A 25,239-nucleotide genomic window follows, 5' to 3' on the forward strand; every position below is an offset into this window, starting at 1 on the left:
GACAGGAGCCCAGGAGCCCAGGCGCCCGAGTATCCGTACTCTTAGTGCGTGACCTTGTCCATGGTCGACAACGGGGCCGGAAAACAGCCCTCCATCCGCCGGGTATCCGGCGCCCTCCGGTGGATCCTGCGTCTCGCATCCGCCGCCTCGCTCGCCACGGCGATCGCCCTCGTCCCGCACCAGGATTCCGCAGCCGCGACCGCGCTGTTCGTCCTGGCGCCGGTCCTCCTGGCCCAGCGCGCCGGCATCGAGTTCACCGCGTACGTGCTGCCGGCCCGCTTCGGCCACGACGGCGAGACGCTGACCGCCGCGATGTTCCCCCGGTCGGTCCTCTTCCAGCGGGTCGCCGGCGTTCAGCGCGAGTGGGGCCCGTTGCGTCCGCTGCAGAAGTTCGTGCACTTCTGGCTCGCCATGTTCACCGACGTGCTGCAAACGCCCCCGACATCGCGGCGCGCGATGCGAGAGGCGGCCAAGCGGCCGCTGTAGCCGCGTGCTCTGGTGTAGTCCCGCGCTCAGCTGTAGTCCGTGCTCTGCTCTAGTCCCTCGCCCTAGTGCCGGACGCGCACCACCAGCTTGCCGGTAGCGCGGTTCTGCTCCATGTCGTCATGCGCCTGCCGCACCTGCTCCAGACCGTCGTAGACGCGGTCCACCGGGAAGGCCAGCCGGCCGGCGGCGACGGCGTCGAGGATCTCCTGGAACACGTCCCGAGGCAGGTCGCTGGCGTCGCCGAAGTAGCCTGCGAGCCGCACACCGCGCGGCAGGTACTCGTTCGGGGAGAAGTCGCGCACGCTGTACTGGTTGGACAGGCTGCCGCCGAAGCAGGCTGTGCCGTGGACGCGGACGGTGCGCAGCGTGTCGGGCAGGGTCGGGGTGCCGACCAGGTCCAGGGCCGCGTCGACGCCGTCCGGGTACAGCTCGCGCACGGCGGGTGCGACCTCGCCGGTGTCGAGCACCGGGTGGTCGACCCCGCGCTCCTTCAGCAGAGCCAGGCGATCCGCCTGACGGGTGGTGGACAGCACGGTGCAGCCGCGCCACTTGGCCAGCGCGGCGGCGGCCAGGCCGACCGACGAGGTCCCGCCGCGGATCAGCACGGTCTGGCCGGGCTGGATGTCCAGCCCGACGGTGAGCGACCCGTAGGCGGTCTGCACCATCTCCGGCAGCGCGCCGAGCACCTCCCACGGCAGGTCGGTGTCGACGGGGATGACCTGCGCCAGCGGAACCGAGGTGTACTCGGCGTAGCCGCCGTCGTAGGTCCGGCCCATGTCCCCCATCATCGCGACGACCTTCTGCCCGGGGACCAGGCCGCTGCCGGCCGGGGCGGCGTCGACGGTCCCGGCGGCCTCGATGCCCGGCACCCGCGGGAAGCTGACCCCCACGCTCACGCCGAGCCGCAGCTTCAGCTCCGAGCGGTTGAGCCCGAACGCCTCGACGCGGATCCGCACCCAGCCGTCCTTCTCGGGCGGGAGCGGGATGGCGGTCAGCTCCAGGTTGTCCACGGGACCGGGGCCGGAGAGCCGGACGGCGCGCATCGTGATCGGCGAGGAGGTCATGGGCCTGCCTTCGTCTCGGGCTGGAAGCCGGTTGATCAGCCGGGGTCGATCAGGTGAGTCGATCGAGGTGAGTCGATCAAGGCCAATCAACATACCGGCGCCCGGGCTTCATTCCCGGGCCGCCGCCGGGTTTTCGCACCCTGATCGACTACCGTCGGGGCCATGAGCACCGACACCCGCAACCGCCTGCTGGAAGGCACGATCGAGGCGCTGCGCACGCAGGGCATCGCCGGCGTGTCCGCCCGCACCATCGCCGCGGCGGCCGGGGTGAACCAGGCGTTGATCTTCTACCACTTCGGCAGCGTGGACGAGCTGCTGGCGGCGGCGACCCTGCGGTCGACCGAGGAGCAGGTCGCGCTGTACCGGGAGCGGTTCGCGAAGGTGCGCTCGCTGCGGGAGCTGCAGCACGTCGGGCGCGAGGTGCGCGTGCGGGAGCGGGAGGCGGGCAACGTCGCGATCCTGGGCCAGCTGCTGGCCGGGGCGCAGACCAACGCGGTGTTCGCGGCGGCGACGCGGGACGCGCTGCGGCTGTGGATCGTCGAGATCGAGGACGTGCTGAACCGGGTGCTGGCCGGCTCGGTGCTGGGCGAGATCGCGGACGTGCCGGGGCTGGCGCACGCGTTGTCAGCCTCCTTCATCGGGATGGAGCTGATGGCGGTGGTCGATCCCGACGGCGACGACCTGGCCGCCGCGGCGCTGGACGACCTCGGGCTGCTCGCCGAGCGGCTGGACCGGATGAGCCCGGTGACGCAGCGTGCACTGCGGGGCGCGGTGCGCCGGACCGCCAGGAAAGGCCGCGCCGCCGGAAAATCCGCTGGTGAGGGCGCCGAACCGGGCAGCCCGGACGCCGGCTGACAACTCCTCCGGCTCCCGATTGAGCCAAACGGGTGACCTCGGGCGCGCCGCCGAACTGCCCGCCGGGCCCTGGCGTGCCACGATTGAGCAGTCGGTTAAATCACTCGCTCAAAACCGCGGGCGGCCGACGGACACCGGCAATGTCCGGTTCCCGAAAGGGGCTCTGCCATGGTGGCGCTGCAAGAACACCTTCCCCCCGACCACCGCCTCGGCCAGGTCTACCGCTGGGGCTCGATCCTGTCCGCCGTGGTGCTGCTGGTGTTCGGGATCATGGGCCTGCTCGACTCCATCCCGTTCTTCGGCACGAAGGGGGAGCACGTGATGGGCATGTCCAGCAATGGGCTGCTGTCCGTGGCCTCGATCGTGACCGCCGTGCTGCTGCTGGTGGCGGCCCGGATCGGCGGGAACTTCGCCTCGACGGTGAACATGGTGATGGGCATCGTCTTCATCCTCGCCGGTCTGATGGGCCTGGCGGTGATGGACACCAAGGCGAACGTCCTGGCCTTCGGCCTGTCCAACGTGTTCTTCAGCTTCGTCGTCGGGCTGATCATGATGACGTTCGGCATGTACGGACGCGTCAACCTGTACCTGCCGTACGACAACCCGTACTACCAGGCACGGCATCCCGACGTCGCAGAGCTCGCACAGCAGCAGGGCGCCCAGGTGGCGCTCGCTCAGGGTTCGACCGCTGCGGTCGGCTCGGACCCTCAGTCCGGCCCTCAGTCCCCGCGCGCGGCCCTCAACAAGTTGCGGACCATGCCGCCGAAGACGACCGCGTGAAACGGAGCCACGGACCACCAATAAAGGTGACCGAACAGTCCGTGGGGAAAGAAAAGGGCGCGCTGGCTGTAGCGGGTGCGCCCTTCAGCCGTGGGCTCGACGCGCATTTCCAGCCAGGCCAGGCCGGGCAGCTTCATCTCCGCGCGCAGGCGCAGCAGGTGTCCGCGTTCGAGTGCTTCGACGCGCCAGAAGTCCAGCGTGTCGCCCAGGCGCAGGGTGTGCGGGTCGCGCCGGCCGCGCCGCAGGCCGATGCCGCCGACCATGCGGTCCAGCCAGCCGCGGACCGCCCAGGCCAGCGGGAAGGAGTACCAGCCGGTCTGCCCGCCGATCGACTCCACGGCGCGCCACACCTGTTCCGGTGCGATGTCGACCTCCGCCTCGCGCACGTCGCGGTACAGGCTGCCGCCGGCCCAATCCGGGTCGGTGGGCAGCGGATCGCTCGGCGCGCCGGGCACTGAGGCCGAGGCCCAGCGGGTCGCCACATTGGCCTCCTGGACGCGGGCGCGCGCCAGCCGGACCGCATCGTCGAAGCCGATCAAGCCCTGCGGCGGGTCCGGCACCACCTCGGCGATGCGGTGGTCGGCGCAGACCACCTCGTGGCGCAGCGACTCCACCAGGGGTCGGGCGATCGAGGCCGGGACCGGGGTGACCGCGCCCACCCAGTGGCTGGACAGGCCCGGCGTCAGCACCGGGACCGGCAGGATCCAGCGGCGCGGCAGGCCGGCGACCCGCGCGTACCGCAGCATCATCTCGCGGTAGGTCAGGACGTCGGGACCGCCGATGTCGAAGACGCCGCCGGCGCCCACCGCCTCGTCCGCCGCGGCGGCGCTGCCGACGAGGTAGCGCAGGACGTCGCGGACCGCGATGGGCTGGATGCGGGTGCCGACCCACTTCGGCGTCACCATGACCGGCAGCCGCTCGGTGAGGTAGCGCAGCATCTCGAAGGAGGCCGATCCGGACCCGATGACGACCGCGGCGCGCAGCTCGACGGTCGGGATCCCCGACGCGCGAAGGGCTCGGCCGACCCGAAGGCGGGAGCGCAGGTGCGGCGACAGTTCCGCGACAGGAGTGCCCTCCGGCACCATGCCGCCGAGGTAGACGATGCGGGACACACCCGCGTCCCTGGCGACGGAAGCGAAGTTGCGCGCCGCCGCCTCCTCGGTCTGTTCGAAGCCCAGGCCCGTGGTCAGGGAGTGGATGAGGTAGAAGGCGACGTCGATGCCTTCCAACGCCGGTTTCAGCGTCTCGGCCACCAGCACGTCGCCCCGCACGCGCGTCACGCTTTCGACCCACGCGTGATCGCGCAGGCGGTCGGGGTCGCGGGCCAGGCATCGCACGTCGAATCCGGCGGTGAGCAGTTCGGGAACCAGGCGCCCGCCGATGTAGCCGGTGGCGCCTGTCACCAACGCTGAAGGCTTCACGGTTCCATGGTCCGTGCCCGCCTCCAGTGACGCATTCCGGCCACGCCGTTGAGGAGGGTTCCGCCATGGCCGAGTAGGCGGCCATACTGTCGCGCATGGGCGACCTCGGATTCACCGTCTGGCGGTTCGTGCGCAGGTACCGGGACCCCGTGGTGGGCACGCTCCGGCTCACCGCCAAGGACCGGCGGGGCTCGCGCGTGAAGTACGTGGGCGTCGTCATCGCCCCGGGACTGCCCCCGACGCCGGTGTCGCACTGGACGGGCGAGCCCGCGAGCCGGTGGGTCGTGGACGGCATGGATCTGCCGGTCATGGTCGACCGGGCCGCGCCGGCGAAACTCAGGATCCTGTGGAAGCAGGTACCGACGTTGAAGCAGTACCGTGCGAATCCCTATGCCCACAAGGCCGCCGCCGAGGTGTTCGGCGGCCAGGACATGACGGTGCTCGATCTGGACTGAGGCGCTGCTCCCTGCCGGGCTGAGGCGCTACTTCTTGGCGGCCTTGCTGGTCTTGCCTGCCTTGCTGGCCACCTTGAGCGCCCACCACACCAGCGGCACCTGGAGCGGAAGCCGTCCGATCGCCGCCGCCTTGAACGGAGCCGGCCGGTCGCTCCAGTCCCGCGCCATCTTGACGTTGGCGGGGAACACCGCGACGAACAGCGCGGCGGCTGCCAGACCGCCCTTGCGGCGCGAGGCGGGGTTCGCGACGGCGGCGGCGACGGCGAGCTCGGCCACGCCGCTGGCGTAGGTCCAACTGCGCGGGCTTCCGGGCAGCGAGCGGGGCACCATGTCGTCGTAGGGGCGCGGCGCCAGGAAGTGGGTGGCGGCCGCCGCGGCCAGGAGGCCGGCGAGCCCGGCGTGCGAAGAGGTCAGTCGGGACACGTCGGCGATCCTAGGAGTTATTGGACTCAGTGTCGATAGTGTCGGACGCCACAGTCCCAGCCTGCTCCCGGAAGTCCGCGACCAGGCGGTTGTCCTCACCCGCGCGGGTGACCAGGACGACCTGCACCGGCTCGGCGTCCAGCACCGGGACCGCGACCAGGTCGGGCCGGCCCGCGGCCAGGCCGGCCGGGAGGATGGCGACAGCCTGCCCGGCGGCTATCAGCTCCAGGGTGTCTTCGAGCACTTCGACGCGCGGGCCGTCCAGCGGGCGGCTTCCGTCGGGGCGCGGATCGACGTGCGCGAAAGCGTTCCACGCGGGATCGGACAGCGAGATCAGCGGCTCGTCGGCGAAGGCGTCGAGGGTGACCGCCTGCCGGCCGGCCAGCCGGTGGCCCCGCGGGACGACCAGGGCTCGCGGCTCCCGGTGCAGCGGGGTGACCCGCAGGCCGCGCGCGGTGATCGGCAGCCTGGTCACCGCGACGTCCACGCGGCGCTGGAGAAGCGCCTCGCGCGGCTCGTTCCACGCCAGGTCCACGATGCGCACGGCGGCCTCGGGATGCCGCGACCGGAACTCGCGCACGGCCGCCGCCACGTCGATGTTCGGCAGCAGGCCGATGCTGATCCCCCGGGGTTCGGCGGCCTCGCGAGCGGCGGCCGAGGCCTGTGCGGCCAGGCGAAGCAGGGCTCTGGCACGCGGGATGAACTGTTCGCCGGCGGCGCTCAGGCGGGTTCCGTGCGGGGTGCGGTCCAGCAGGCGCGCGCCGACTTGCTGTTCAAGGCGTTGGATCTGGCGGCTCAGCGAGGGCTGCGCGACGCGCAGCTCCTGGGCCGCCCGGCCGAAGTGTCCGAACTCCGCGACGACGGTGAAGTACCGGACCAGGCGCAGATCGAGATCCGTCGGGGGCGGCGACGAGGCGGGCACAGGGCGAGTCTAGCCCGCCGCCACCAGCAACGATGCCTGGGACGCATCGAAATGACAGATGGGTCTTGGACGGTGCGCGCGCACCCGGCACAGACTTTGATCAAAGCACAGACTTGATCAGACGCTGGTCTCCCTCCGTGGAAAGGCGAATCAGTAATGCGACACATCGCGCTCGAAGAGGCCTTCTCGGTCCCGCAGTGGAACGCGGAACTGGACTGGGACAACCTGCCGATCAAGCGGGACCTGGTCGAGTCCTGGACCCGCAAGCTCCGCGACATCACCGAACACCGCCTGCCCGACATGGACGAGCACGGCATCGACATCCAGGTGCTCTCCCTCACCGTTCCCGGCATCCAGCTCGACCAGGAGGCCCCGGCCGCCCGCGACAACGCCCGCGCCGCCAACGACTACCTCGCCGGCGTCGTCGCCGAGCACCCGACCCGCTTCCGCGGATTCGCCGCGCTGCCCATGCAGGACCCGAAGGCCGCCGTCGAGGAGCTCGACCGCGCCGTCCGCGAGCTCGGCTTCCGCGGCGCGCTGATCAATGACCACCTCGGCGGCCACTACCTCGACGAGCCCCGCTACGACGAGTTCTGGTCCGCGCTGGAGGAACTGTCGGTCCCGCTCTACCTGCACCCCGGCGCCCCGCCCGCCGACCGCTGGAAGGTACTGGAGGGGCACCCCGAGATGTACGGCGCCGCCTGGAGTTGGGCCGCGGAGACCGGCGGTCACGCCCTGCGCGTCCTGTTCGGCGGCGTCTTCGACCGGCATCCCGCCGCGACCCTCATCCTGGGCCACATGGGCGAGTTCCTGCCCTTCATGCGCAGCCGCCTGGACTCCCGATACGGCACCTTCGCCCCGGAGAACCCACTGCGCCACCGCCCCTCGCACTACATCGGCACCAACATCGTCATCACGACCAGCGGCGTCTTCTCCCCCGCCGCACTGACCGGCGCCGTCCTGGAGATCGGCGCCGACTCGGTCATGTTCTCCATCGACTACCCCTACGAGACCACCGCCGACGCCGTCGCGGGGCTCGCCGACACCCCGCTCAGCGACGAGGACCGGGCGAAGATCGCGTACGGCAACGCCGAGCGGATCCTGGGGATCACGGGCTGAGTCGCCCGGCAACGGCCGCGGCGGCTTGAGTAGGCTCGCCGCGGGGAGGCGCCACATGGCACGGCTGCGAAGCCCCGGCATCGCGCCGATCGCGACGCTGAGCAGTCCGCAGTGGGGTGTCGGGAACGACGCGATCGGGATTCTGGTGCTGCCGGCCTTCATCCTGGGTCTCGGGACCTCCGCTTGGGACCTGCTGATGTACTACCGCATCTCGCTCAGGCGCGCGTTGCCCGTGCACATGCTGGCCGGGGCGTTGTTCGCGGTGGTCGTGGTCCTGCGGCTGCGCAACGATTACGGCGCTCTGGTGACCGCGGCCTATGCCGAGCCGCCGCTGTTCCTTGTCCCGGTCATAGTGCTCCTCATCGGGTGGCGCAGGGCCGGCCTGAGAAACCCAGGTCGGCCCTCTGCATACTGATACCTGGTCCGTTGTAGCCAGAGGGGGCAGCGATGCGGATAGGCATAACCGGGCACATGGATATCGCGGGGAAGACGGCGGAGGTCGTGGTCGCGGCGTTACGTGCGCACCTGGCCGGCGTCGATCCGGCCGCGCTGGTCGGGGTCAGTTGTCTCGCGCCGGGAGCGGACACGCTGTTCGCCGAGGCGGTGGTCGAGCTGGGCGGCCGGCTCCGGGTCCTGATCCCGTCGGCGGACTACCGTCGGACGCAGGTCTCGGCGGCGGACGCCGGGCGGTTCGACGCGGCGGTCGCGGCCGCGGAGTCGGTGACGGTCCTGCCGTTCGAGACCGCCGGGCCGCAGGCTTACGAGGCGGCGAATCACGAGATGCTCGACATGGTCGACGAGCTCGTCGCGGTGTGGGACGGCAAGCCGGCGCCCGACGGCGGCGGGACCGGCGGAGCCGTCGCCGAGGCGCGTCGGCGCGGGGTGCCGGTCGTGGTCGTCTGGCCCGACGGCGCCGTGCGGGCCGGTGCGTCCGGCGAGGCGCATTAGTCCGGCGCCCTAATCCGGCGCCGAGGGCTGCACGAACTGCGACGCCGATTGCGGCAGCCACAGCAGGACGACCGCGGCGAGACCGTCGAGCAGGAACAGGACACGCCAGAACGCGCCGGAGCCACCGGAGCCCAGCGACGCCGCGACAGCCATGGCGGCCAGGCCGAACGACACGGTCGCCACCACCCTGCCGCGCTGCCTTCGGGGGCGCCGCCGCCGACCGTATCGGCATTCGCGGATGGTCCAGATCCATGCGCCCAGCACGATGGCCGCCAGGAGCACGATGAAGGGGACTCCCATGACCTGTGTCGACTGGGGATCGTTCTGCGCCTCGTGGAACACGCGGTAGAGCACGACGTACACCTCGACCACGAACATCGCCGCTCCCGCGCACATCAGCGCGATGGCCGCGCGCACTGTCGCCGGTATCGCGTCCCACGGGATCCGGTGCGTATCAGGGCCCAGGCTCTGCGTATCAGGACCCAGGCTCGGCGGCGCGCCCGCCGGCCCGAAGCCGTCGAAGAACGCGGGCGATCCTTTGCGCCACAACAGGATCACCGAGGCCAGGGCGGGAGCGAGGAACCCGGCGGTCAGGACGCGCGATCCGCCGCCCTGCACCCGGCCCACCGTCAGCAGGACGGTCAGACAGCCGAGGCCGAACAAGACCGTGGCGGCACTCCGCGCCTTGGTTCCTCCGCGCAGGCAGCGGTACGCGACGCCGGCCCACACCAGCAGCGGCACCACCAGCATGAAGAAGACGATCCCGGTCGGGGAACTCGGCGACTGCTCGCCGTTGTGGATGGTGGTGGAAAGTACGAGTCCTGACGGGATGTAGGCGGCCATCGCCACGTACATCAGCTTCACGGACTTCCTGACGGAATCCGGAAGGACATCAGCGGCCGGACCAGCTGCCTGCGGCCGACCCGCTCCCGCTCCCGCCACCGCCACCGGCACCGGCACCGGCACCGGCACCACCGGCTCCATCGCCGCCACCGGCTCGACCGCCGTCGCCGCCGCCACCGGCCGTGGAGCATCCTCGACGCACGGCATCGCATCCTGCGGCTGCGGCTGCGGCTGCGGAGCCGCCGGCCAACGCTCCATCGCGTAGTCCATCGCCCGCATGAGCGCGACCGCATACGTCCACTCGTTGCGCTGCCCCGCGCCCCACGCCGACCAGCCCTCGCCCGGGACGTGGACCAGCAGATGCGCCGCGCCGGTCGTGTTGAGCTCCCGAACCCCCGCGAACACCTCCCACGTCTGGACGAAGTCGTTGAAGGCCGTCCACCGCTCGGCGACCGTCGCCTGCGCCTTGTACTCGCCCACCCCGGGTCGCACGGCCCGGACCGCCCGGTTCACCGCGATCAGGAACGCCGAGCGCGACGAGCGGCGCCCCTCCGGCGGCACGATCAGGAGCATCGGGTGGTCGGACAGCCGGCACCCCAGCATCTCCAGTTCGAGCCTCACCCCCCGCTGCAGGGCGACCGGCGCGGCCGAGACCAGAACCGCCCTGCTCCTCCGGGCTTCGCGCTCGATCTCCACCAGCCACTTCTCGACGCCTACGTCCCGGGGGAGCGTCGGATCGACCGAGAGGAACAGCTTCTGCGCGCCCAAGGTGGCCAGTCCGAAAGCGTTGGGGTCGTTGCCGGCGACGATCGGGCCGTAGTGCCGGAACCGCCAGGCGAGGACTTCCTCGAAGGGCAGCCAGCGGCGCAGCGACAGACTGGTGACCAGGCCGCGCCGGCTGCCCCCGCCGGCCCGGATCTCGACGGCGTCGTCCTGGAACGTCCGCAGATACAGGAAGAAGGGGCGCTGGTCCTGAGCCAGGAGGCGCACCGCGCTCGGAGCACGGTGCCGCAGGCCCTGTTGGTCGAGGCGGCGAACGGCCGATGTGAAACCGCGCAGGATCAGGTAACCGACCGCCACGGCGACCAACGCGGCCAGTGCGTCCGCCGCCCCGAGCTGGCCGGCGATCACCGAGATCACCGCGACGAACCCGACGACGACGAACAGCGGGACCACGTAGACGAGAACCGGGAAGAAGAGAAGCACCGCGATCAGGCGGAGCACCGAGCCGTACAAGGAGTGCAGCTCCCGGACCTCGGCGCGGCCGTAGCGCGGCGAGTACATCGGATGCCCGAGTCTGCGGCACAGCGGCGTGAGCGCGAACCCCGCGGCGGCGAACACCACCGCCAGCGTGTAGTTCGTCTTCTGGCTCGCCGTGAGCGGACCCGGCTGACTCGCTATCAGCCCGAGGAACGCACGATCGACCCCGACGGCCACCAGGATCCGCCGCACCCACATCACCACGCCCCACCGCCGGGAGCGGTTGCGCAGGACGTCCACCTCGGGACCGATGTCGTGCCAGTTCGCCAAGCCGACCGGAACCTCGTACCGGATTTTGCGCTGGAACATTCGAGCGGGCCTAGTGCCGGGTAGCCGCGACGACGACAAACGCGACTACGTAGAGCGTGGCGAACACGACCGGAACAGCCTGCTCCAACTTACTCAGCGGCCAGTACAAAGACTTGTCCTTCCCTTCCCCCAGAACGGCCCACTCGGCGCGCACGTACGGCGAAGCCGGCAGCCTGGTCTCCAACTCCGCTATGACCATGAACTTGGCCGAGTTCAGCTGCCGATAAGAAGTGATCAAAAGGAACCACGTGCCGGACAAGGTGAGCAGCACCAGGAGCGGGAACACCAGCAGCCACGCCGACTCCCTCTTCAGCCCCCACACGAACGCCACCCCGGTGGCGATCGCGGTGTTCAGGCTGAGGAAGAACGCGTTCATGGTCGCCCGCCGCGCGCTGACCCGGTCGGCCATCTCGATATACACCTTGTACTGCTCAAGAAGCGCGTCGAGATACAGATTCCGGCCGCCGCCGTACGAGTTCTCATCAACCCCCTGGGACCACACGACATCACTGATCTTGAAGCCGCCGGGAATGCTCGCAGCGGCTTTGTTGCGCGGCGGGATAATCGACACGGAATCAGTATCCTGGTACCGCCGAGCCGGGAACAAGATTCAAGCCTTTGTTCCGGACTTCCCGCCGGGGACTGTGCGATCGCTGTGCGCGGATTGTGAAGCCGCGCGCCGACACTACGGCCTGTGACAGCCGTCGCGTCACGTCCCCGACGAATACGAGGCTTGAGAATGTCCGAACCACTCCCGGGCGGTCGCGGTCCCACCCCCAACGGTCGCGGTCCCAGTCGGCGCTCGCTGCTCAAGGCCGGCACCGGACTGAGCGTGGGCGCCGGGCTCGGTCTCGGCGCCGGGCTGGCCGGTGCCGCACCGGCCTCGGCCGCCAACGGCGTCGGCCAGACCGGGGCGCCGTTGTGCCAGAACGGCGCCGACTCGGCCAGCCAGCAGGGCCTGGGGTGCGGTGATCTGGGCATCCCGTACTACCGGCCGCACGACAACACCTGGGGATACGTCTTCGGTGACTCCTGCCGCGGGCCCACTCAGGGCGATCCCAACACCTACATCGGTTCGCCGGTGATGCTGAACCAGGCGAACTTCGACGCCAGCGGGGCCTCCCCGATCTCGTTCACGTGGGCGATGCCGACGTACGGACAGGCCGGGCAGCTCTTCGACTACGCGCACGGCCAGAACAACGGCCTCGGCGATGTCGAGCAGTCCCGCATCCCCAACGACTGCATAGAGTTCGGCGGCCGCACCTACATCCAGTACACGTCCGTCTTCACCTGGGGCCCGCCGGCCGGCTGGGACGGCTCGGTGTGCTCCGGCGTCGCCTACTCCGACGACTACGGCGTCACCTGGACCGACTTCGGCTACCACTGGCCCGGCGACCGGACCGGCGGGAACGAGTCGCTGTACGGGATGTGGTCGTTCGGCGGCATCGACGCCGACGGCTACCTGTACGTGTACTCCAAGCGCTGGAACGGCGGCCACAACAACAGCGCGGACCAGGGCCTGATCCAGCTGTTCCGGTTCACCCAGGAGGACTTCCACAACGGGGCCTGGGGCAACCAGCAGAACTGGGCCCAGGTCGACGGCTCCTGGACCTGGACGAACCAGGCCCTGCCCACGCCGTTGTTCGCGGCGGGCAACAACCTCGGCGAGTTCTCCGTCAAGAACATCAACGGCACGTACTGCATGAGCTACTTCGACGTCGACGACTACTCGATCCGCACCCGCACCTCGCCGCGGCCCGAAGGCGGCTGGTCGGCCCCGCAGGTGCAGATCGTCGGCGACTACCGCTATCCCAGCCACTGGGGCAAGCCGCAGCTGTCGAACCTGTACGGCGGCTACATCCATCCCGGCAGCGCGAGCGCCAACTCGCTGACGCTCATCGTCTCGCAGTGGCCCGGCAACAACGCGCCGCAGCCCTACCGGGTGCTGCAGTACGACGGCATCAACCCGTGACCACGAGCAGGTGCTGATCGCGAACAAAGAGGAGAGGAATCAGGTCTGAGCCGTCGTTCCGGGTGTGGCCGGGACGGCGGCTCAAGCGCTCGGAGTCCATCTCGTCGCGCAGGTCCAAGGTGGCGGCCAGCAGCTCCTGGGCCCGGCCTCGCCTATCGTGGTCGCACACAGCCGAGGGAGCCGCCATGACTACGCACACTGATTCCCTGTCCGACCGCCTCGCGATCACCGACACCGTGATCGCCTACGCGACGGCGATCGACACCCGCGACTGGCCGATGTTCGAGGCCTTGTTCACCCCCGACGCGGTCTGGGAGTACCGCGCCGGGGACGAGCGCCACACCGGACCCGGCCGCATCGCCGACCGCGTCCGGCCGACCGTCGAGCACCTCGACGCCACCCAACACCTGCTGACCAACCACGTGGTCGCCATCGACGGCGACACCGCCAAGCACACCTGCTACTACCTGGCGCAGCACCTGCGCGCCGGCAAGCGTTTCCTGGCCGCAGGGCGGTACGACGACGAGCTGCGCCGCGTGGACGGCCGGTGGCTCATCGCGGCGCGGGCGCTGATCAGCACGTGGGCCGAGGGAGATCCGGGCATCCTGCGGCCCGGCGGGGAGGATGCGGGCGAGTGAGTGCCGGTGCGGCGGGTGTCAGAGGCCTTCGGCGGTCTCCTCCAGCACCCGCCGCACCGCGGCCGCCTCCCGCGTGTCCGGACGAAGCACCGGCAGCGCCCGGCGCCAGGCGTCGGTGGCGGCGGCCAGATCCCCGAGGCGCTGGTGGACGAATCCCACGTCGGCGAGGAACACCGCGACAGCGTTGGGGTCCCCGAGCACATCGAAGAGCTCCATCGCCTCCTCGAACCTCTCCAGCGCCTCGTGGGGCCGGCCCGCGCGCAGGAAGGCCCGTCCCAGCTCCGCCAGCGCGTACGCCTCGCCCTCGCGGAAGCCGTGGGCGCGGGTGAAGGCCAGGCAGTCGTACTGCTCGGAGATGGCCCGCTCGTGGTTGCCGAGTGCGGAGTGGGCCGCGGCGAGGTGGTGGCGGGCCACGGTGGCGTTCTCCGACTCGCCGAGCTCCCCGCTCAGCGCCAGGGCCCGTTCGAGCGGGGCCAGGGCGAAGGCGGGCTCGTCGGCCAGGCGCAGGCACTTGCCGATGTTCACCAGCGCGACGCATTCGCCCAGGCGGTTGCCGAGCCTGCCGAACAGGGATGCGGCGGCCTTGTGGTGGGCCACCGCCGGGCCGTAGTGGCCGCGCTGGAAGGCCAGCAGGCCGCGGCGGTTCAGGGCACGGGCCAGCTCCAGAGAGTCGCCGAGGCCGGCGGCGAGGTCGACGGCCGCCGACAGATACGCGTCGGACTCGTCGAACCTGCCGGTCAGCTGCGCCAGCAGGCCCCCGCTTTGCCGGCCGACCAGTTCGGCCGAGGTGTCGCCGGCGAGGACCGAGCCCTCGATCACCGCGGCCGCCGCGTCGCGCCACAGCTGCCAGTGCCCGCGCGAGCGCAGGTACCACTGGACGCGGTGCAGCAGCTGCGCGGCCAGGCCGACCGCGTCGGCCGGACCCGATCCGGCCTGGACGATCAGGCCGCCGATCGCGCGGAACTCCTCGTCCAGCCACGCCAGCGCCTCCTCGGCGCCGGTGAACCGGAGCTGGGCCGGGGCCTGGTCGAGGTAGCCGGGCCGGGCCGCGACGGCGGCCTGGGCCAGCAGGTCCGCGTAGGCGGCCAGGGTCCGGCGGGCACACGCCGCCAGCGTCTCGGCGGACTCGCTCGCGGACGCCGCCTCCAGCGCGAAGACCCGGGTCAGGTCGTGGTACCGATAGCGGTCGGGCCCCGCCGGTTCCAGCAGGAAGACGTCCACCAGGCTTTCCAGCACGGACTCAGCGGTCTGCGACGGCACGTCCAGGTGCACCGCCGCCTGCCAGACCGACAGCGCCTCGATGTTCGGCACGGCCAGCAGCCGGAAGGCCCGCGCCTGCTCGCGCGTCAGGTTCTGGTAGCTCAGATCCAGGGTCGCGCGCACCTGGAGGTCGTCGGTCTGCAACTCGTCCAGGCGCCGCGAGGTGTCCTTCAGCCGCGCCAGCAACGACTCCAGCCGCCAGTTCCGCCGCACCGCCAGCCGCGAGCCGGCGATGCGGATCGCCAGCGGCAGCCGGCCGCAGAGCTCGACGATCCGGGACGCCGCGGCCGGTTCGGACTCCGGACGGTCGTCACCGACGACCTTGCCGAACAGGCTCGCGCCGTCCTGCGGGGACAGCGAGCCCAGCTCCAGACGCGCGCAGTCCTCCAGCCCGGGAAGACGGCTGCGGCTGGTGACGACCACGCAACAACCCGGCTCGGCCGGAAGCAGAGGGCGGATCTGCCGGACGTCGCCGGCGTCGTCCAGCAGCACCAGCACCCGCCGGCCGGCGAGCAGGGTGCGGTAGGCGGCCGAGCGTCCCGGCACCTCGTCCGGCAGCGCCGCGTCGGGACCGGCCAGGCTGCGGATGAACTCGGCGAGCGCCGTGCCGGGCTCGACCGGATGCCGGTCGGCGCCGCGCATGTTCATGTAGAGCTGGCCGTCGGGGAAGCGCTCGCGCAGGGCGTGAGCGGCCTGGACGGCGAGCGCTGATTTGCCGGTGCCGCCGGCTCCGGCGATGACGCAGACGCCCGGTCCCACGGCCGCGTCCCGCGAGTCGCCCTCCAGCAGGGCTTTGATGCGCTCCAGTTCGTCGTCGCGGCCGGTGAAGTCGCGGACGCCGCGCGGCAGCTGCGCGGGCGGTGCCGGAAGGGGAGGCGCGGCGGGGACGGCGGCCGCGGTGCGGGCGGCTGTCTCGGCCGTCCGGGCCTCGGATGCCGCCGCCACCGCCGCGGCCGGAACCAAGCCCTCATCGGGAGAGACGTTCAACGCCGGATCGGCATTGAGGATCCGGCCGTGAAGAACCTGCAGATCCCGGCCGGGCTCGATCCCCAGTTCCTCGGCCAGCACGTGCCGCGCGGCCCGGAACGCGGCCAGCGCGTCGGCACGCCGGTTCGCGCGATAGAGAGCCAGCATCAGGAAGGCGTGCGCACGCTCCAGAAGCGGTTGCCGGACAACGAGATCGCGCAGTTCGGGCACGAGCGTCTCGTGCCGCCCCAGATACAGGTCCGCGTGGATCCGCGCCAGCAGCGCGTCCAACCGGAGCTCGGCGAGCCGGTCGATCTCGCCGCTCAACGCGGCGGACTGGATGCCCTGTAGGGGCTGCCCCCGCCACACGTCCAGCGCGGCGCACAAGAGGTCCGCGGTCCCCTGCCAGTCCCCCTGCGCATCCCTGGCCTTGGCCGCTTCGGTCAAAGCGGTGAACCGGTGCAGGTCCAACTCCCCCTCGCGCACCACGAACCGGTACCCGCGGGCCTCGGTCCGCAGCCGGACGGCCGCCTCGCCGAGCGAGTGTCGCAGCCTCATGACATACGTGTGCAGCGTCTTGTGCGCGCCCCGCGGCGCGGCGTCGGCCCACAGGTGCTCGGCGATGCGGTCGACCGAGACGACGCGATTCGCCTCCAGGAGCATCGTCGCCAGGATCACTTGTTGTTTGGGCGCGGCGATCCGTTTCTCGACCGAGCCGTCGTGGGCCGAAAGCGGGCCCAGTACCCCGAAACTCATGGACAAGTCTGCGCTCCCTTGCGCGTCACCGGAACGTGACCGGATTGCTAGCCCTCTGAGTCAACATCCAAATACGGGCGAACGCTCGGGAAATTCACGGTTGTTCGGAGACAGGGGATCGCCATGAAGAAGTTCATCAACCGCCTGAGTGACAAGGCGCTGTCCACGCTGCTGCGCGAGGAGACGGCCGGCGCGTGCGTGCCGGAGCACGGCCAGACCTGCGTCCTCGGGAGCTGCGGCTCCAACGGCTGGTGGTACCAGTGCGTGACCACCTACTCCTGCAACGGGGCCTGCAGCTGCACCCAGACCCGGACCCAGAACCGCTGCTAGCCGATGCCCGACCGGCGGCGGTGTCGCGCAAGCGGCCCGCCGCCCCGATTCCCGAAAGGGGTGCCGAAACCCATGACGTTCCTGGTCGTCTTCGCGCGGACCCTGCTCGGGGTCGTCTTCGCTCTGGCCCTGGCCGGCAAGCTGCGCAACCGCCGGTCGTTCACCCAGTTCGCCGCCTCCCTGCACGAGATCGGCTGGCTGCCCGGTCCGGCGCGCGCCGCGGCCCCCTTCGCCGTGGTCGCCGTCGAGGGAGTCAGCGTCCTGCTTCTGGCCGTGCCGGCGACGGTCCCGGCCGGCTTCGTCCTGGCGCTCCTGACGCTGGCGGCGTTCACCGCCTCCGTCGGCTGGTCGCTCCGTCAGGGCCAGACCGTGCGCTGCCAGTGCTTCGGGACCGACAGCGGTCCGATGGGAGCCTCGCAGGTGGCGCGGAACTGTGTCCTGCTGGCCGTCGCGGCGGCCGGCCTGCTCGCCTGCCTCGCCGGCCCGTCCTCGGCCGCCCCGGCGGGCATCGCGGTGGCCGCGGCCGGCGGGGCTGTGTCGGCGGTCCTGGTCGTCCGCTGGGACGACCTGCGTTTCGTGTTCTCCCCCTCGACGGCCGGCCGCTGAGCCGGAACCGTCCGCGTCCCTAAGGAAGCCCTCATGCTCGGTGTTCTTGCCGCCGCTGTCGCGTTCCTCACGGTCCTCACTCTGATCAACCTCGCCCTGCTGTTCGCCGTCATCAGGAAGCTGCGTGGGATGGACCACGGCGCCGGAGCGCCGGCCGACCAACTCCCGGCCGTCGGGCTTCCCATCGGGGCGTTCGAGGTGCCGGCCCTCGACGGCACCGTGGTCGCCACCGCCGACCTCGCCGGGGCCGACGGCGACGACACCCTCGTCGCCTGCGTCATGACCGGCTGCGAGCCCTGCGCGAAGTTCATCGGGACCCTGCACGACGGGTCCCCGGCCGGCTACGACCGCACCTTCTTCTTCGTCAACGGCGACCCCGCCGCCGAGGCCACCGCCACGCTCGTCGCCGAGCTGTCCGGCCTGGGCCGGGTCGCCATGATGGCCCCGGACGGACCGGTCGGCGCGGCCTTCGGAGGCGTCACCAGCTTCCCGACGGTGATGCGGGTCGCCGACGGCGCGGTCGCCGCGGCCGGCCGGGGCCTGGACGGGGTGTTCGCCAAGGTTCCCGTCTCGGCGTCGCGGTGACTCCAGCGCCGACCGGGGAACCCCGCCGCGCGCCGGACCGGCGGACGGCTCTGACCGCCCTGGGCCTGGGCTGGCGCTCGGCTCCGCTCGGCACCGCCGGGCTGCTGGCCCTGACGGTCGTGCTCGGCCTGCTGCCCGCCGCGGCCGCGTGGACCGGCAAGCTCCTGTTCGACGAGATCGCACGGGGCCGGCAGGCCGACGCCGGCCGCGCGACCTGGCTGGCGCTGGCCGCGGCCTTGCTCACGTTCGCCGGTGTCGCCGGCGACCTCGTGTCCGGCCAGACGGTGAAGTACGTCCAGCGCGCCGTCTCCCTCCGGGTGCAGGACACGCTGTACCGGCACGTCAACGGCTTCCCCGGGCTGCGCTACTTCGAGGACCCGGTGTTCCAGGACCGGCTGCGGCTGGCCGAGCAGGGCGCGCTGGCCGCGCCCCAGGGCATGACTGACCTGCTGACCGGGACGCTGCGCAGCACCGTGGCCGTCACCGGCTTCCTCGGCGCGGTCCTGGTCGTCTGGCCGCCGATCGTGCCGCTGCTCGCTCTGGCGGCCGTCCCGGCCTACCTCGGGCAGCGGGCTTTGGGGCGGCGCCACGTGCTGGTCACGGAGCAGAACATCGCGACGGTGCGAAAGCGGTACTTCTACCAACAACTCCTCACCGACGCCGGAACGGCGAAAGAGGTCCGGCTCTACGGCCTGGGTTCCCTGTTCCACGGCCGGATGCTCAGTGCCCTGCGAACCACCTCCGGCGCGGACCTGGCGGTCGAACGGCGCGGCTCGGTCCTGCAAGGCGCCCTCGCGCTGCTGACCGCCGCGATCTCCGTCATCGGCGCGGTGGCGGTGGTGCGCGGTGTCGTGGACGGCCGGCTCAGCGTCGGCGACGCCGCACTGTTCACCGCGGCGGTGGCCGGCGTGCAGACGGCGGTGTCCGGCACCGTGGCCCAACTGGCCCGCGCCGGGCAGACGCTCCGACTGTTCCGGCACTATCTGGACGTCGTCGAGGCACCCTCCGACATCACCGGCGGCCACTCCCCCGTCGCCCCGCTGCGCGAGGGCATCGAGCTGCGCGACGTGTGGTTCCGCTACGACCCGGCCGGCCCCTGGATCCTGCGCGGCGTCGACCTGTTCATCCCGCACGGCTCGGCCGTCGGCCTGGTCGGCCTGAACGGAGCCGGCAAGAGCACCCTGGTCAAACTGCTGTGCCGCTTCTACGAACCCGAACAGGGCCGGATCCTCTGGGACGGCGTCGATGTCAGGGAGCTGTCGATCGACGACCTGCGCCGCCGGATCGGCGCCACGTTCCAGGACTACTGCCGCTACGACGTCAGCGCCGCCGAGAACATCGGCATCGGCGACATGACGCGGCTGGACGACCTGCCGGCCGTCCGGCGGGCCGCGCAGGAGGCCGGGATCGACGAGACACTGTCCGGACTGCGCCACGGCTACAAGACCCTGCTGAGCCGGATCTTCCTGGACAGCGACCGCGAACGCGGCCTGGCGCTGTCCGGCGGGCAGTGGCAGCGGGTCGCCCTGGCGCGCTCGCTGATGCGCCAGGACGCCGACCTGCTCATCCTCGACGAACCCAGCTCAGGCCTGGACGCGGCGGCCGAGCACCAGATCCACCGGGCACTGGCCGCACGGCGCGCCGGACGCACCAGCCTGCTCATCTCGCACCGTCTCAACACCCTGCGCGACGCCGACCTGGTGGTGGTCCTCGCCGACGGCGGCATCAGCGAGCGGGGCAGCCACGACGAGCTGATGGCCGCGGACGGGCAGTACGCTCAGCTGTTCCGGCTCCAGGCCGAGGGATATCAGGACCAGCAAGTGGGGGCGTCATGATGCTCAGCCGCAGATCGATATTCGCCACCGGTGTGGTGGTGGGGGCGATCGGAGCGCTCGCCGCGCGCCAAGCCCTGCTCCTGATCACGGTGAGCGGCGGCAGCATGAGCCCGACCTACGTCGACGGCGAGAAACTGGTCGTGCGCCGCGGCCGCGGGCGGCAGCCCCAGGTCGGCGAGGTGGTCGTGTTCCGGCACCCGCAACTCGCCCGCGCGGCGGCGGCCCAGACAACAGCAGCCCAAACACCGGCACCGCCGCGCCCGGACGTCGACTGGATGGTGAAGCGCGTCGTGGCCGTGCAGGGCGACCGCGTTCCCGAGGAGATCCGTCCGGCCGTCGGCGCCACCGACGCGGAAACCGTTGTCCCGCAAGGCTTTCTCCTCGTGCGCGGCGACAACCCGGTGAGCCTGGACTCGCGCCACTTCGGCTACCTCCCCACCACCGAGGTATTGGGAGTGTCGCTGCGAAAGCGGCCGCGCACCTCGTCGTAGCAACCAGTCTCGGTAAAAGGGGAAGACCCCCTGGAACCGGCCGCCGCCGAGCCCCAGAGGGTCTCCCCCGTTCTTCCCTACGGCTTGAACTCCACGACCTGCGGGTCGTGGTCGCTCGTCTGGTTCGCGAACTCCGAGTTCACGTGGACCACCTGGTAGGAGTAGTCCTTGATCCCCTTGCTGACCAGGATGTGGTCCAGGACCTCGGAAACGCCCTCGTAGTCGTACGTGTACTGCTGATTGACCGGCAGGGTGCTGATCAGGTCGGTCAGGATCGACGGGCCGGTGCCGTCGGAGGTGCCGGTGCGCAGCGAGTTGAGCGCCGGGCTGAACTGGTAGTCGTTCAGGTCGCCGAGGGAGACGATGTCGGCGTGCTTGTCCACGTCGAGCAGCTTCTGGATGAAGTCGTGCTCCACCTGGGCCTGGCCGGCGCGCTGCAGGGCCGAGGACTGCGCCGGGAACTGGAAGCGGCCGTCCTGGTTCTGGTCGCCGAGCTTGGCGTCGAGGTGGTTGGCGATGACGAAGACGTCCTGGTTCCGGAAGCGGAACTGGCCGACCAGCGGCTTGCGGCTGGAGTTCCACACCGGGTTCGCCGGGTCGATGCGGCCCGGGGACAGCGTCAGCGCGGGCTCGCCGTGCTTGGTCACCACCTGCGTGCTCGTGGTGGTGCGATTCACGGTCGCGGCACCGGAGTCGACGAAGCTCACCCGCGCCGGGTTGTACAGGAACACGGTGCGGATGTTGCCGCCGGGCTGGCCGCCGTCCTGGTCGTTGGCCGGGTCGATCTCCCGGTAGCTGTACTGCGGGCCGCCGGCGGCGACGATCGCGGCGGTCAGCTTGCCGATGGTCTGGTCGGCCGCCACGGTGCCGTCATCGGTGGCGCCGCTGTTGTCCTGGATCTCCTCCAGGGAGATGATGTCCGGCTGCGCCAGGTTCTTCACCACGCCGGCCGCCAGCGCCTGGTACTTGGTGTCCGGGTCGGACGGCGCCAGGTTCTCCACGTTGTACGTGGCGATCGACAGCTGCTTGGCCGAGGCCGGGGTGGCCACGACCGGAGCCAGGTTGCCGTGCTGCACGGCGCCCAGCGTGGCGGCCGCGAGCAGGAAGCCGCCGTACTGCGAGTAGTCGATCGGGCCGACGGTCGCACCGCCGAAGGTGTCCCCGACCGTCACCTGCGGGTTGCTGCCGTCCGCGGGGACGATCTCCAGGCGGCCCGAGGGCGTCTGGTTCTCGCCGAGCAGCTCCGAACCGCCGCGGTAGGTGGCTGCCTCGGTCGGCTTCACGGTGACGTACTGCTCGCCGTACTTGTCCGAGGGGCCGATCACGCGCACGTCGTCGACCTCGGCGCGCATGCCCTCGATGGAGCGGTAGTAGTCGAGCACCGAGCGCGTCGGGGTGATCGGCGTCGACTCGATGTTCGCCCCGCCCAGATCCGGCGCGTAGGTGGCCGGGACGTCCGAGGCGTTCAGCACGATCGGCGCCGGCAGCGGGTTCCCGCTGCTGAGCTTGGTGACCGTGGCCGTACCGATCTCGGTGACCGACAGGTTCGAGGTGGTCGCCGTGGTGTCCCCGCTGGCCAGCGGGTAGTAGTTCTGCACCTTGCCGGAGACCAGGACCGAGTCCCCGGCCGCGACGGTCGGCGCCGAGCTGGTGTAGACGAAGATGCCCTCGCTGGTCGCCGGGTTGGCGTCCGGATTCGGGTCCTGGACCCAGAAGCCCTTGGTGCCACTGGTCCGCACAGCCGTCACGATGCCGGGCACGTTGGACACCGACTGGCCGTTCAACGGCGAGATCCAGGTGGTCCCGGTGATGTCGTGGATCCGCAGCGGACCCGGCGTCGAACCGCCGCCGGTCCCGGAGCCCCCCGGCGTCGGCGTCGGCGCACCGGCGGTGAAGTCGGCACCGTTCTGGTCGGTGTCCGTGCCGGAGGCATCGCGCGCCACCGAAGTGGTGTTGCTGGCCGCCGGGGCGTCCGCACTGCCCTCGTGGATCACGGCGGTGCCATAGCCGACCAGGTCCTTGATGCTCGCATCGGCCGCGCAGTCGGCGGCCGTCTTGCACGTGAGCGCGGTCTGCGAGGTGACCAGCGCGACGGTGCCCGCGGTACCGGACAGGTTGATCGCCCCGGTGGCATCCGGCGTCGGCAGGTCAGCGGTCCCCCCGGTCCCGGCCGCCTCACCGATCAGGTAGGTGGCCCCCGGCGCGATGCTCCCGGTCAGGTTGGTGACCTGCCACGTGGTAGTCGCCCCCGGCGCAGCCGAGATGTACTGCACCGACCACGAAGCCAGCGAAACCGCCGCCGAGCCGTCATTGCGCAGCTCGATGAAGTCGTTCTTCAACGTGGCGCCGGAGTTTCCACCGCCGCCGTACACCTCGTTCACGACGACGTCGGTCGACACCGTCGCATGCGCCGACGGCAGCAGCAGCACGGCGGCGACAGTGCTGGCCGAGACCGCCATGGCGGTCAGGGAACGGGTCCTGGACACGGTCCTCCTTGAGAAAGGGTCTGAATCGACTCGCATTGTGCGGGGCCAGAGCAAACCTCAGGCGTCCAGCAGGCGGGCATTCGGTGCTGAGCGCAACACTCGTCCCTTCCCCGAACCAAGCCGATCAGTCCTCGACGATGAAAGCCAAGGGTTTTCCCTCCGGAGCACGGCGCCGGATCCGCTGCGCTACTTCCCGGCCCCCGTAACCGCCAGCGCGGTCGTCCAGTTCGTCGCGATCGCCTGCTGCGCCGCCGCAAGCGTCACCTTGTGCGCGCAGACCGCCTTGTGCAGCGCGTTCTCCACAGTGTCCTTCGGGTTCGGCAGCGAACCGGGCTCGGGCCACAGGTTCGTGGTGTCGTTGCTGCCGCCGAGTTCGAGGCTGACCAGATGGTCCAGCTCGCTCTTGGTGCTGTCGGGGACGCCGTAGGCCGTGTACAGCGCGTGCTTGATCTTGTCCGTCGCCGAGGCCGCCGGCCGGATCTTCGTCGTGTACCCGGTCGTGCAGATCGTGGAGTCGATGTTGGACTGCGTCACCGCGTCCTGCACAGCCCCCGGCGTGCAGGACCGGTCGGGCACGTAGGTGGTGGGCCCGTTGCCGCCCATGTGGCAGTGCAGCCCGGCCGGGACGGTGCCGACCTGGCTCGGCGCCAGGCGGGAGCGGACCAGCGGGGCGTTCGCGCCGCCCCCGGCCCCAGCCGCGGCGCTGGTACCGGCGGCCGACCCGCTCGGGGCGCTCTGACCGCCGTTCGCCGCCGTGCTCTTGCAGCCGACACAGAACACTGCGACGGCGGCGCAGGATATGAGGAACTTGCTTATGGTTGGCATCGGCTGCCCCTTCGGCCGGGCCCGGCGGGAACGCCGAGTCAGTCGTTCGCATACTTCTGCGATTCCACGCCGTATACCGCGAACAGCGACAACGAATCGTCATCCGAGGAATACGACGTGCGGCCCACCGATCGGTGGACCGCACTGGATCACTTCGGGGTGAGACTACTGCCCCGAGGGACGGCAGCGCGTCCCGGCCCCCGCTGCACTCACCGCAAGAAGCCCTGGTAGTTGTGCTGCTGAAGCTGCGACTCGATCTGCTTCACCGTCTCCAGACCGACGCCGACCATGATCAGGATCGTCGTGCCCCCGAAGGGAAACGCGACCGTCGCGTGCAGCCGATCGAGGGCGACCATCGGGATGGCCGCGATCACCGCGAGGTAGAGCGCACCGGGCCACGTGATGCGCGTCGCCGTGTAGTCCAGGTACTCGACCGTCGGCCGGCCGGCGCGAATGCCGGGGATGAAGCCGCTGTACTTCTTCATGTTGTCCGCGATCTCCACGGTGTCGAAGGTGATCGACATGTAGAAGAAGGCGAAGCCCAGGATCAGCGCCAGATAGCTGAGTGTGTACGTCAGCGGGTACCCGTGCACGGTCACGCTGAAGTGTCGGTCGACCCATCCCTGCCAGCCCTTGGTGGAGGCCGGGCTGGCGGTCAGACCGGCCAGCATCACCGGCATCTGCAGCAGGGACGAGGCGAAGATGACCGGCACCACGCCCGACTGGTTCAGCTTGAGCGGGATGTACGTCGAGGTGCCGCCGTACGAACGCCGACCGAGCGTGCGCTTGGTGTACTGCACGGGAATGCGCCGCTGGCCCTGCTCGACGAAGACCACGGCGGCGACGGTCAGCACGCCCAGCGCCAGCACCCCGAAGAACGCCGGCCAGCCGCCGAGCGTGCGCGACGAGAGCTTGATCGCCCACACCGAGCCGGGGAACTTGGCGGCGATCGAGGTGAACATCAGGACCGACATGCCGTTGCCGACCCCCCGATCGGTGACCAGCTCGCCGAGCCACATCAGCAGCGAGCACGCGGCCGTCATCACGACGACCATCACCACCATGCCCTCCCACGTCACCGCGGGGTAGAGGACTGCGACGCCCTCGCACTTGCCGCCGAGCAGATAGCCGGGGTTGTTGCGGGCCGCCGTCAGGGTCATCGTCGATTCCAGGACCGACAGGCCGATGGTCAGGTAGCGCGTGTACTGCGTGATCTTCGTCTGCCCGGCCTGGCCGTCGCTCTTCAACGCCTCCAGCCGCGGGACCACGACCGTGAGCAGCTGCAGGATGATCGAGGCGGTGATGTAGGGCGTGATCCCGAGCGCGAAGATGGACAGCTGCTGGAGCGCTCCGCCGGAGAACAGGTTGAGCAGCCCGAAGGCCTGGCTGCCGGTCCCGCTCTTCGTCGAGGCGGAGGTGCACGCGGACAGCGACTTGGCGTCGACGCCGGGCAGCGGGATGTGCGCGCCGAACCGGTAGACGGCCACGATGCCGAGCGTGAAAAGTAACTTTCTTCGCAAATCGGGCGTACGGAACGTGCGGAAGAACGCGGTGAGCATCGACGGCCCTCCGTGGGAGCTGGAGATCTTAGATTGTTGAGCGGG

The 25,239-nt window shown here is 70.7% G+C and carries 24 protein-coding genes; 14 read left to right on the forward strand and 10 right to left on the reverse strand.

The window, feature by feature from the left end; genetic code table 11:
* The first annotated feature begins 48 nt into the window (after positions 1 to 48).
* Positions 49 to 486 (forward strand): hypothetical protein, encoded by a 438-nt coding sequence (locus ABIA35_RS21360; protein WP_370359030.1) that lies wholly within the window; start codon positions 49 to 51, stop codon positions 484 to 486.
* Positions 487 to 548: 62 nt separating this feature from the next.
* Here the strand turns inward: ABIA35_RS21360 and ABIA35_RS21365 are convergent, their stop codons facing one another.
* Entirely contained in the window at positions 549 to 1,550 is a 1,002-nt protein-coding gene (locus ABIA35_RS21365) for a zinc-binding dehydrogenase (RefSeq protein ID WP_370359031.1), read from the reverse strand.
* Positions 1,551 to 1,712: 162 nt separating this feature from the next.
* Between ABIA35_RS21365 and ABIA35_RS21370 the strand changes: the two genes are divergently transcribed.
* On the forward strand, positions 1,713 to 2,405 hold the full coding sequence (locus tag ABIA35_RS21370; RefSeq protein ID WP_370341521.1) for a TetR/AcrR family transcriptional regulator: 693 nt from the start codon (positions 1,713 to 1,715) through the stop codon (positions 2,403 to 2,405).
* A gap of 168 nt (positions 2,406 to 2,573) precedes the next feature.
* A complete protein-coding gene (locus tag ABIA35_RS21375; RefSeq protein ID WP_370359032.1) occupies positions 2,574 to 3,185 on the forward strand; it encodes a DUF4383 domain-containing protein in 612 nt (203 codons plus the stop codon).
* Here the strand turns inward: ABIA35_RS21375 and ABIA35_RS21380 are convergent.
* Positions 3,125 to 4,606, reverse strand: coding sequence for an SDR family oxidoreductase (locus tag ABIA35_RS21380; protein ID WP_370359033.1), 1,482 nt, complete (start codon positions 4,604 to 4,606; stop codon positions 3,125 to 3,127). The two genes, ABIA35_RS21375 and ABIA35_RS21380, sit on opposite strands and share 61 nt — an antisense overlap.
* Before the next feature lie 95 nt (positions 4,607 to 4,701).
* On the opposite strand from ABIA35_RS21380, the gene ABIA35_RS21385 reads away from it, so the two are divergent.
* Positions 4,702 to 5,061 (forward strand): hypothetical protein, encoded by a 360-nt coding sequence (locus tag ABIA35_RS21385; RefSeq protein ID WP_370359034.1) that lies wholly within the window; start codon positions 4,702 to 4,704, stop codon positions 5,059 to 5,061.
* Positions 5,062 to 5,088: 27 nt separating this feature from the next.
* Here ABIA35_RS21385 and ABIA35_RS21390 read toward each other — a convergent pair whose 3' ends face one another.
* Entirely contained in the window at positions 5,089 to 5,484 is a 396-nt protein-coding gene (locus ABIA35_RS21390; RefSeq protein WP_370359035.1) for a hypothetical protein, read from the reverse strand.
* A 10-nt stretch (positions 5,485 to 5,494) separates the two neighbouring features.
* Positions 5,495 to 6,406 (reverse strand): LysR family transcriptional regulator, encoded by a 912-nt coding sequence (locus ABIA35_RS21395; RefSeq protein ID WP_370359036.1) that lies wholly within the window; start codon positions 6,404 to 6,406, stop codon positions 5,495 to 5,497.
* A gap of 156 nt (positions 6,407 to 6,562) precedes the next feature.
* Between ABIA35_RS21395 and ABIA35_RS21400 the strand changes: the two genes are divergently transcribed.
* The 3 genes from ABIA35_RS21400 to ABIA35_RS21410 are packed head-to-tail and all read left to right on the forward strand — an operon-like array spanning position 6,563 to position 8,473.
* Complete coding sequence (locus tag ABIA35_RS21400) at positions 6,563 to 7,525, forward strand: amidohydrolase family protein (RefSeq protein ID WP_370341529.1); 963 nt, start codon at positions 6,563 to 6,565, stop codon at positions 7,523 to 7,525.
* Between the two features lie 55 nt (positions 7,526 to 7,580).
* Positions 7,581 to 7,940, forward strand: coding sequence for a hypothetical protein (locus ABIA35_RS21405; RefSeq protein ID WP_370359037.1), 360 nt, complete (start codon positions 7,581 to 7,583; stop codon positions 7,938 to 7,940).
* A gap of 56 nt (positions 7,941 to 7,996) precedes the next feature.
* Positions 7,997 to 8,473, forward strand: a complete 477-nt coding sequence (locus ABIA35_RS21410; protein WP_370359038.1) for a hypothetical protein — start codon at positions 7,997 to 7,999, stop codon at positions 8,471 to 8,473.
* 9 nt (positions 8,474 to 8,482) lie between these two features.
* Here ABIA35_RS21410 and ABIA35_RS21415 read toward each other — a convergent pair whose 3' ends face one another.
* Complete coding sequence (locus tag ABIA35_RS21415) at positions 8,483 to 10,885, reverse strand: hypothetical protein (protein ID WP_370359039.1); 2,403 nt, start codon at positions 10,883 to 10,885, stop codon at positions 8,483 to 8,485.
* 10 nt (positions 10,886 to 10,895) lie between these two features.
* Positions 10,896 to 11,456, reverse strand: coding sequence for a hypothetical protein (locus tag ABIA35_RS21420; protein WP_370359040.1), 561 nt, complete (start codon positions 11,454 to 11,456; stop codon positions 10,896 to 10,898).
* A gap of 168 nt (positions 11,457 to 11,624) precedes the next feature.
* Here ABIA35_RS21420 and ABIA35_RS21425 point away from each other — a divergent pair, with 168 nt between their 5' ends.
* Both ABIA35_RS21425 and ABIA35_RS21430 read left to right on the forward strand, forming a co-directional pair.
* Positions 11,625 to 12,857 carry a DUF4185 domain-containing protein gene (locus ABIA35_RS21425; protein ID WP_370359041.1) on the forward strand — a complete coding sequence of 411 codons (1,233 nt, stop codon included), beginning with the start codon at positions 11,625 to 11,627 and terminating at the stop codon, positions 12,855 to 12,857.
* A 185-nt stretch (positions 12,858 to 13,042) separates the two neighbouring features.
* Complete coding sequence (locus ABIA35_RS21430) at positions 13,043 to 13,495, forward strand: nuclear transport factor 2 family protein (RefSeq protein WP_370341536.1); 453 nt, start codon at positions 13,043 to 13,045, stop codon at positions 13,493 to 13,495.
* An 18-nt stretch (positions 13,496 to 13,513) separates the two neighbouring features.
* On the opposite strand, the gene ABIA35_RS21435 is transcribed toward ABIA35_RS21430, so the two are convergent.
* Entirely contained in the window at positions 13,514 to 16,477 is a 2,964-nt protein-coding gene (locus ABIA35_RS21435) for a BTAD domain-containing putative transcriptional regulator (protein WP_370359042.1), read from the reverse strand.
* A gap of 123 nt (positions 16,478 to 16,600) precedes the next feature.
* On the opposite strand from ABIA35_RS21435, the gene ABIA35_RS21440 reads away from it, so the two are divergent.
* From ABIA35_RS21440 to ABIA35_RS21460, 5 genes are all read left to right on the forward strand, one after another.
* Complete coding sequence (locus ABIA35_RS21440) at positions 16,601 to 16,807, forward strand: hypothetical protein (RefSeq protein WP_370359043.1); 207 nt, start codon at positions 16,601 to 16,603, stop codon at positions 16,805 to 16,807.
* Between the two features lie 72 nt (positions 16,808 to 16,879).
* Positions 16,880 to 17,413 carry a MauE/DoxX family redox-associated membrane protein gene (locus tag ABIA35_RS21445; RefSeq protein WP_370341540.1) on the forward strand — a complete coding sequence of 178 codons (534 nt, stop codon included), beginning with the start codon at positions 16,880 to 16,882 and terminating at the stop codon, positions 17,411 to 17,413.
* 33 nt (positions 17,414 to 17,446) lie between these two features.
* On the forward strand, positions 17,447 to 17,998 hold the full coding sequence (locus ABIA35_RS21450) for a hypothetical protein (protein ID WP_370341541.1): 552 nt from the start codon (positions 17,447 to 17,449) through the stop codon (positions 17,996 to 17,998).
* A complete protein-coding gene (locus ABIA35_RS21455; protein ID WP_370359044.1) occupies positions 17,995 to 19,833 on the forward strand; it encodes an ABC transporter ATP-binding protein in 1,839 nt (612 codons plus the stop codon). The genes ABIA35_RS21450 and ABIA35_RS21455 overlap by 4 nt, the downstream gene beginning before the upstream one ends.
* Positions 19,833 to 20,324 (forward strand): S26 family signal peptidase, encoded by a 492-nt coding sequence (locus tag ABIA35_RS21460; protein ID WP_370359045.1) that lies wholly within the window; start codon positions 19,833 to 19,835, stop codon positions 20,322 to 20,324. The genes ABIA35_RS21455 and ABIA35_RS21460 overlap by 1 nt, the downstream gene beginning before the upstream one ends.
* Before the next feature lie 77 nt (positions 20,325 to 20,401).
* On the opposite strand, the gene ABIA35_RS21465 is transcribed toward ABIA35_RS21460, so the two are convergent.
* From ABIA35_RS21465 to secY, 3 genes are all read right to left on the reverse strand, one after another.
* The gene (locus tag ABIA35_RS21465; protein WP_370359046.1) at positions 20,402 to 22,810 is read right to left on the reverse strand and encodes a lamin tail domain-containing protein; all 2,409 of its coding nucleotides are present in this window, start codon (positions 22,808 to 22,810) and stop codon (positions 20,402 to 20,404) included.
* A 186-nt stretch (positions 22,811 to 22,996) separates the two neighbouring features.
* The gene (locus ABIA35_RS21470; RefSeq protein ID WP_370359047.1) at positions 22,997 to 23,635 is read right to left on the reverse strand and encodes a hypothetical protein; all 639 of its coding nucleotides are present in this window, start codon (positions 23,633 to 23,635) and stop codon (positions 22,997 to 22,999) included.
* Between the two features lie 209 nt (positions 23,636 to 23,844).
* Complete coding sequence (gene secY / locus ABIA35_RS21475) at positions 23,845 to 25,194, reverse strand: preprotein translocase subunit SecY (protein ID WP_370359048.1); 1,350 nt, start codon at positions 25,192 to 25,194, stop codon at positions 23,845 to 23,847.
* Positions 25,195 to 25,239: the final 45 nt, after the last annotated feature.

The organism is Catenulispora sp. MAP12-49, from assembly GCF_041262705.1.
Classification (GTDB): Bacteria; Actinomycetota; Actinomycetes; order Streptomycetales; family Catenulisporaceae; genus Catenulispora.

Excerpts from the sequence above, each read along its gene's own strand:
- ABIA35_RS21410 (WP_370359038.1), top strand. The coding sequence starts at position 7,997 with ATGGATATCGCGGGGAAGACGGCGGAGGTCGTGGTCGCGGCGTTACGT.
- ABIA35_RS21445 (WP_370341540.1), top strand. The coding sequence starts at position 16,880 with ATGACGTTCCTGGTCGTCTTCGCGCGGACCCTGCTCGGGGTCGTCTTC.
- ABIA35_RS21430 (WP_370341536.1), top strand. The coding sequence starts at position 13,043 with ATGACTACGCACACTGATTCCCTGTCCGACCGCCTCGCGATCACCGAC.
- ABIA35_RS21385 (WP_370359034.1), top strand. The coding sequence starts at position 4,702 with ATGGGCGACCTCGGATTCACCGTCTGGCGGTTCGTGCGCAGGTACCGG.
- ABIA35_RS21415 (WP_370359039.1), bottom strand. The coding sequence starts at position 10,885 with ATGTTCCAGCGCAAAATCCGGTACGAGGTTCCGGTCGGCTTGGCGAAC.
- ABIA35_RS21440 (WP_370359043.1), top strand. The coding sequence starts at position 16,601 with ATGAAGAAGTTCATCAACCGCCTGAGTGACAAGGCGCTGTCCACGCTG.
- ABIA35_RS21460 (WP_370359045.1), top strand. The coding sequence starts at position 19,833 with ATGCTCAGCCGCAGATCGATATTCGCCACCGGTGTGGTGGTGGGGGCG.
- ABIA35_RS21405 (WP_370359037.1), top strand. The coding sequence starts at position 7,581 with ATGGCACGGCTGCGAAGCCCCGGCATCGCGCCGATCGCGACGCTGAGC.
- ABIA35_RS21370 (WP_370341521.1), top strand. The coding sequence starts at position 1,713 with ATGAGCACCGACACCCGCAACCGCCTGCTGGAAGGCACGATCGAGGCG.
- secY (WP_370359048.1), bottom strand. The coding sequence starts at position 25,194 with ATGCTCACCGCGTTCTTCCGCACGTTCCGTACGCCCGATTTGCGAAGA.
- ABIA35_RS21450 (WP_370341541.1), top strand. The coding sequence starts at position 17,447 with ATGCTCGGTGTTCTTGCCGCCGCTGTCGCGTTCCTCACGGTCCTCACT.
- ABIA35_RS21400 (WP_370341529.1), top strand. The coding sequence starts at position 6,563 with ATGCGACACATCGCGCTCGAAGAGGCCTTCTCGGTCCCGCAGTGGAAC.
- ABIA35_RS21365 (WP_370359031.1), bottom strand. The coding sequence starts at position 1,550 with ATGACCTCCTCGCCGATCACGATGCGCGCCGTCCGGCTCTCCGGCCCC.
- ABIA35_RS21375 (WP_370359032.1), top strand. The coding sequence starts at position 2,574 with ATGGTGGCGCTGCAAGAACACCTTCCCCCCGACCACCGCCTCGGCCAG.
- ABIA35_RS21470 (WP_370359047.1), bottom strand. The coding sequence starts at position 23,635 with ATGCCAACCATAAGCAAGTTCCTCATATCCTGCGCCGCCGTCGCAGTG.
- ABIA35_RS21435 (WP_370359042.1), bottom strand. The coding sequence starts at position 16,477 with ATGAGTTTCGGGGTACTGGGCCCGCTTTCGGCCCACGACGGCTCGGTC.
- ABIA35_RS21425 (WP_370359041.1), top strand. The coding sequence starts at position 11,625 with ATGTCCGAACCACTCCCGGGCGGTCGCGGTCCCACCCCCAACGGTCGC.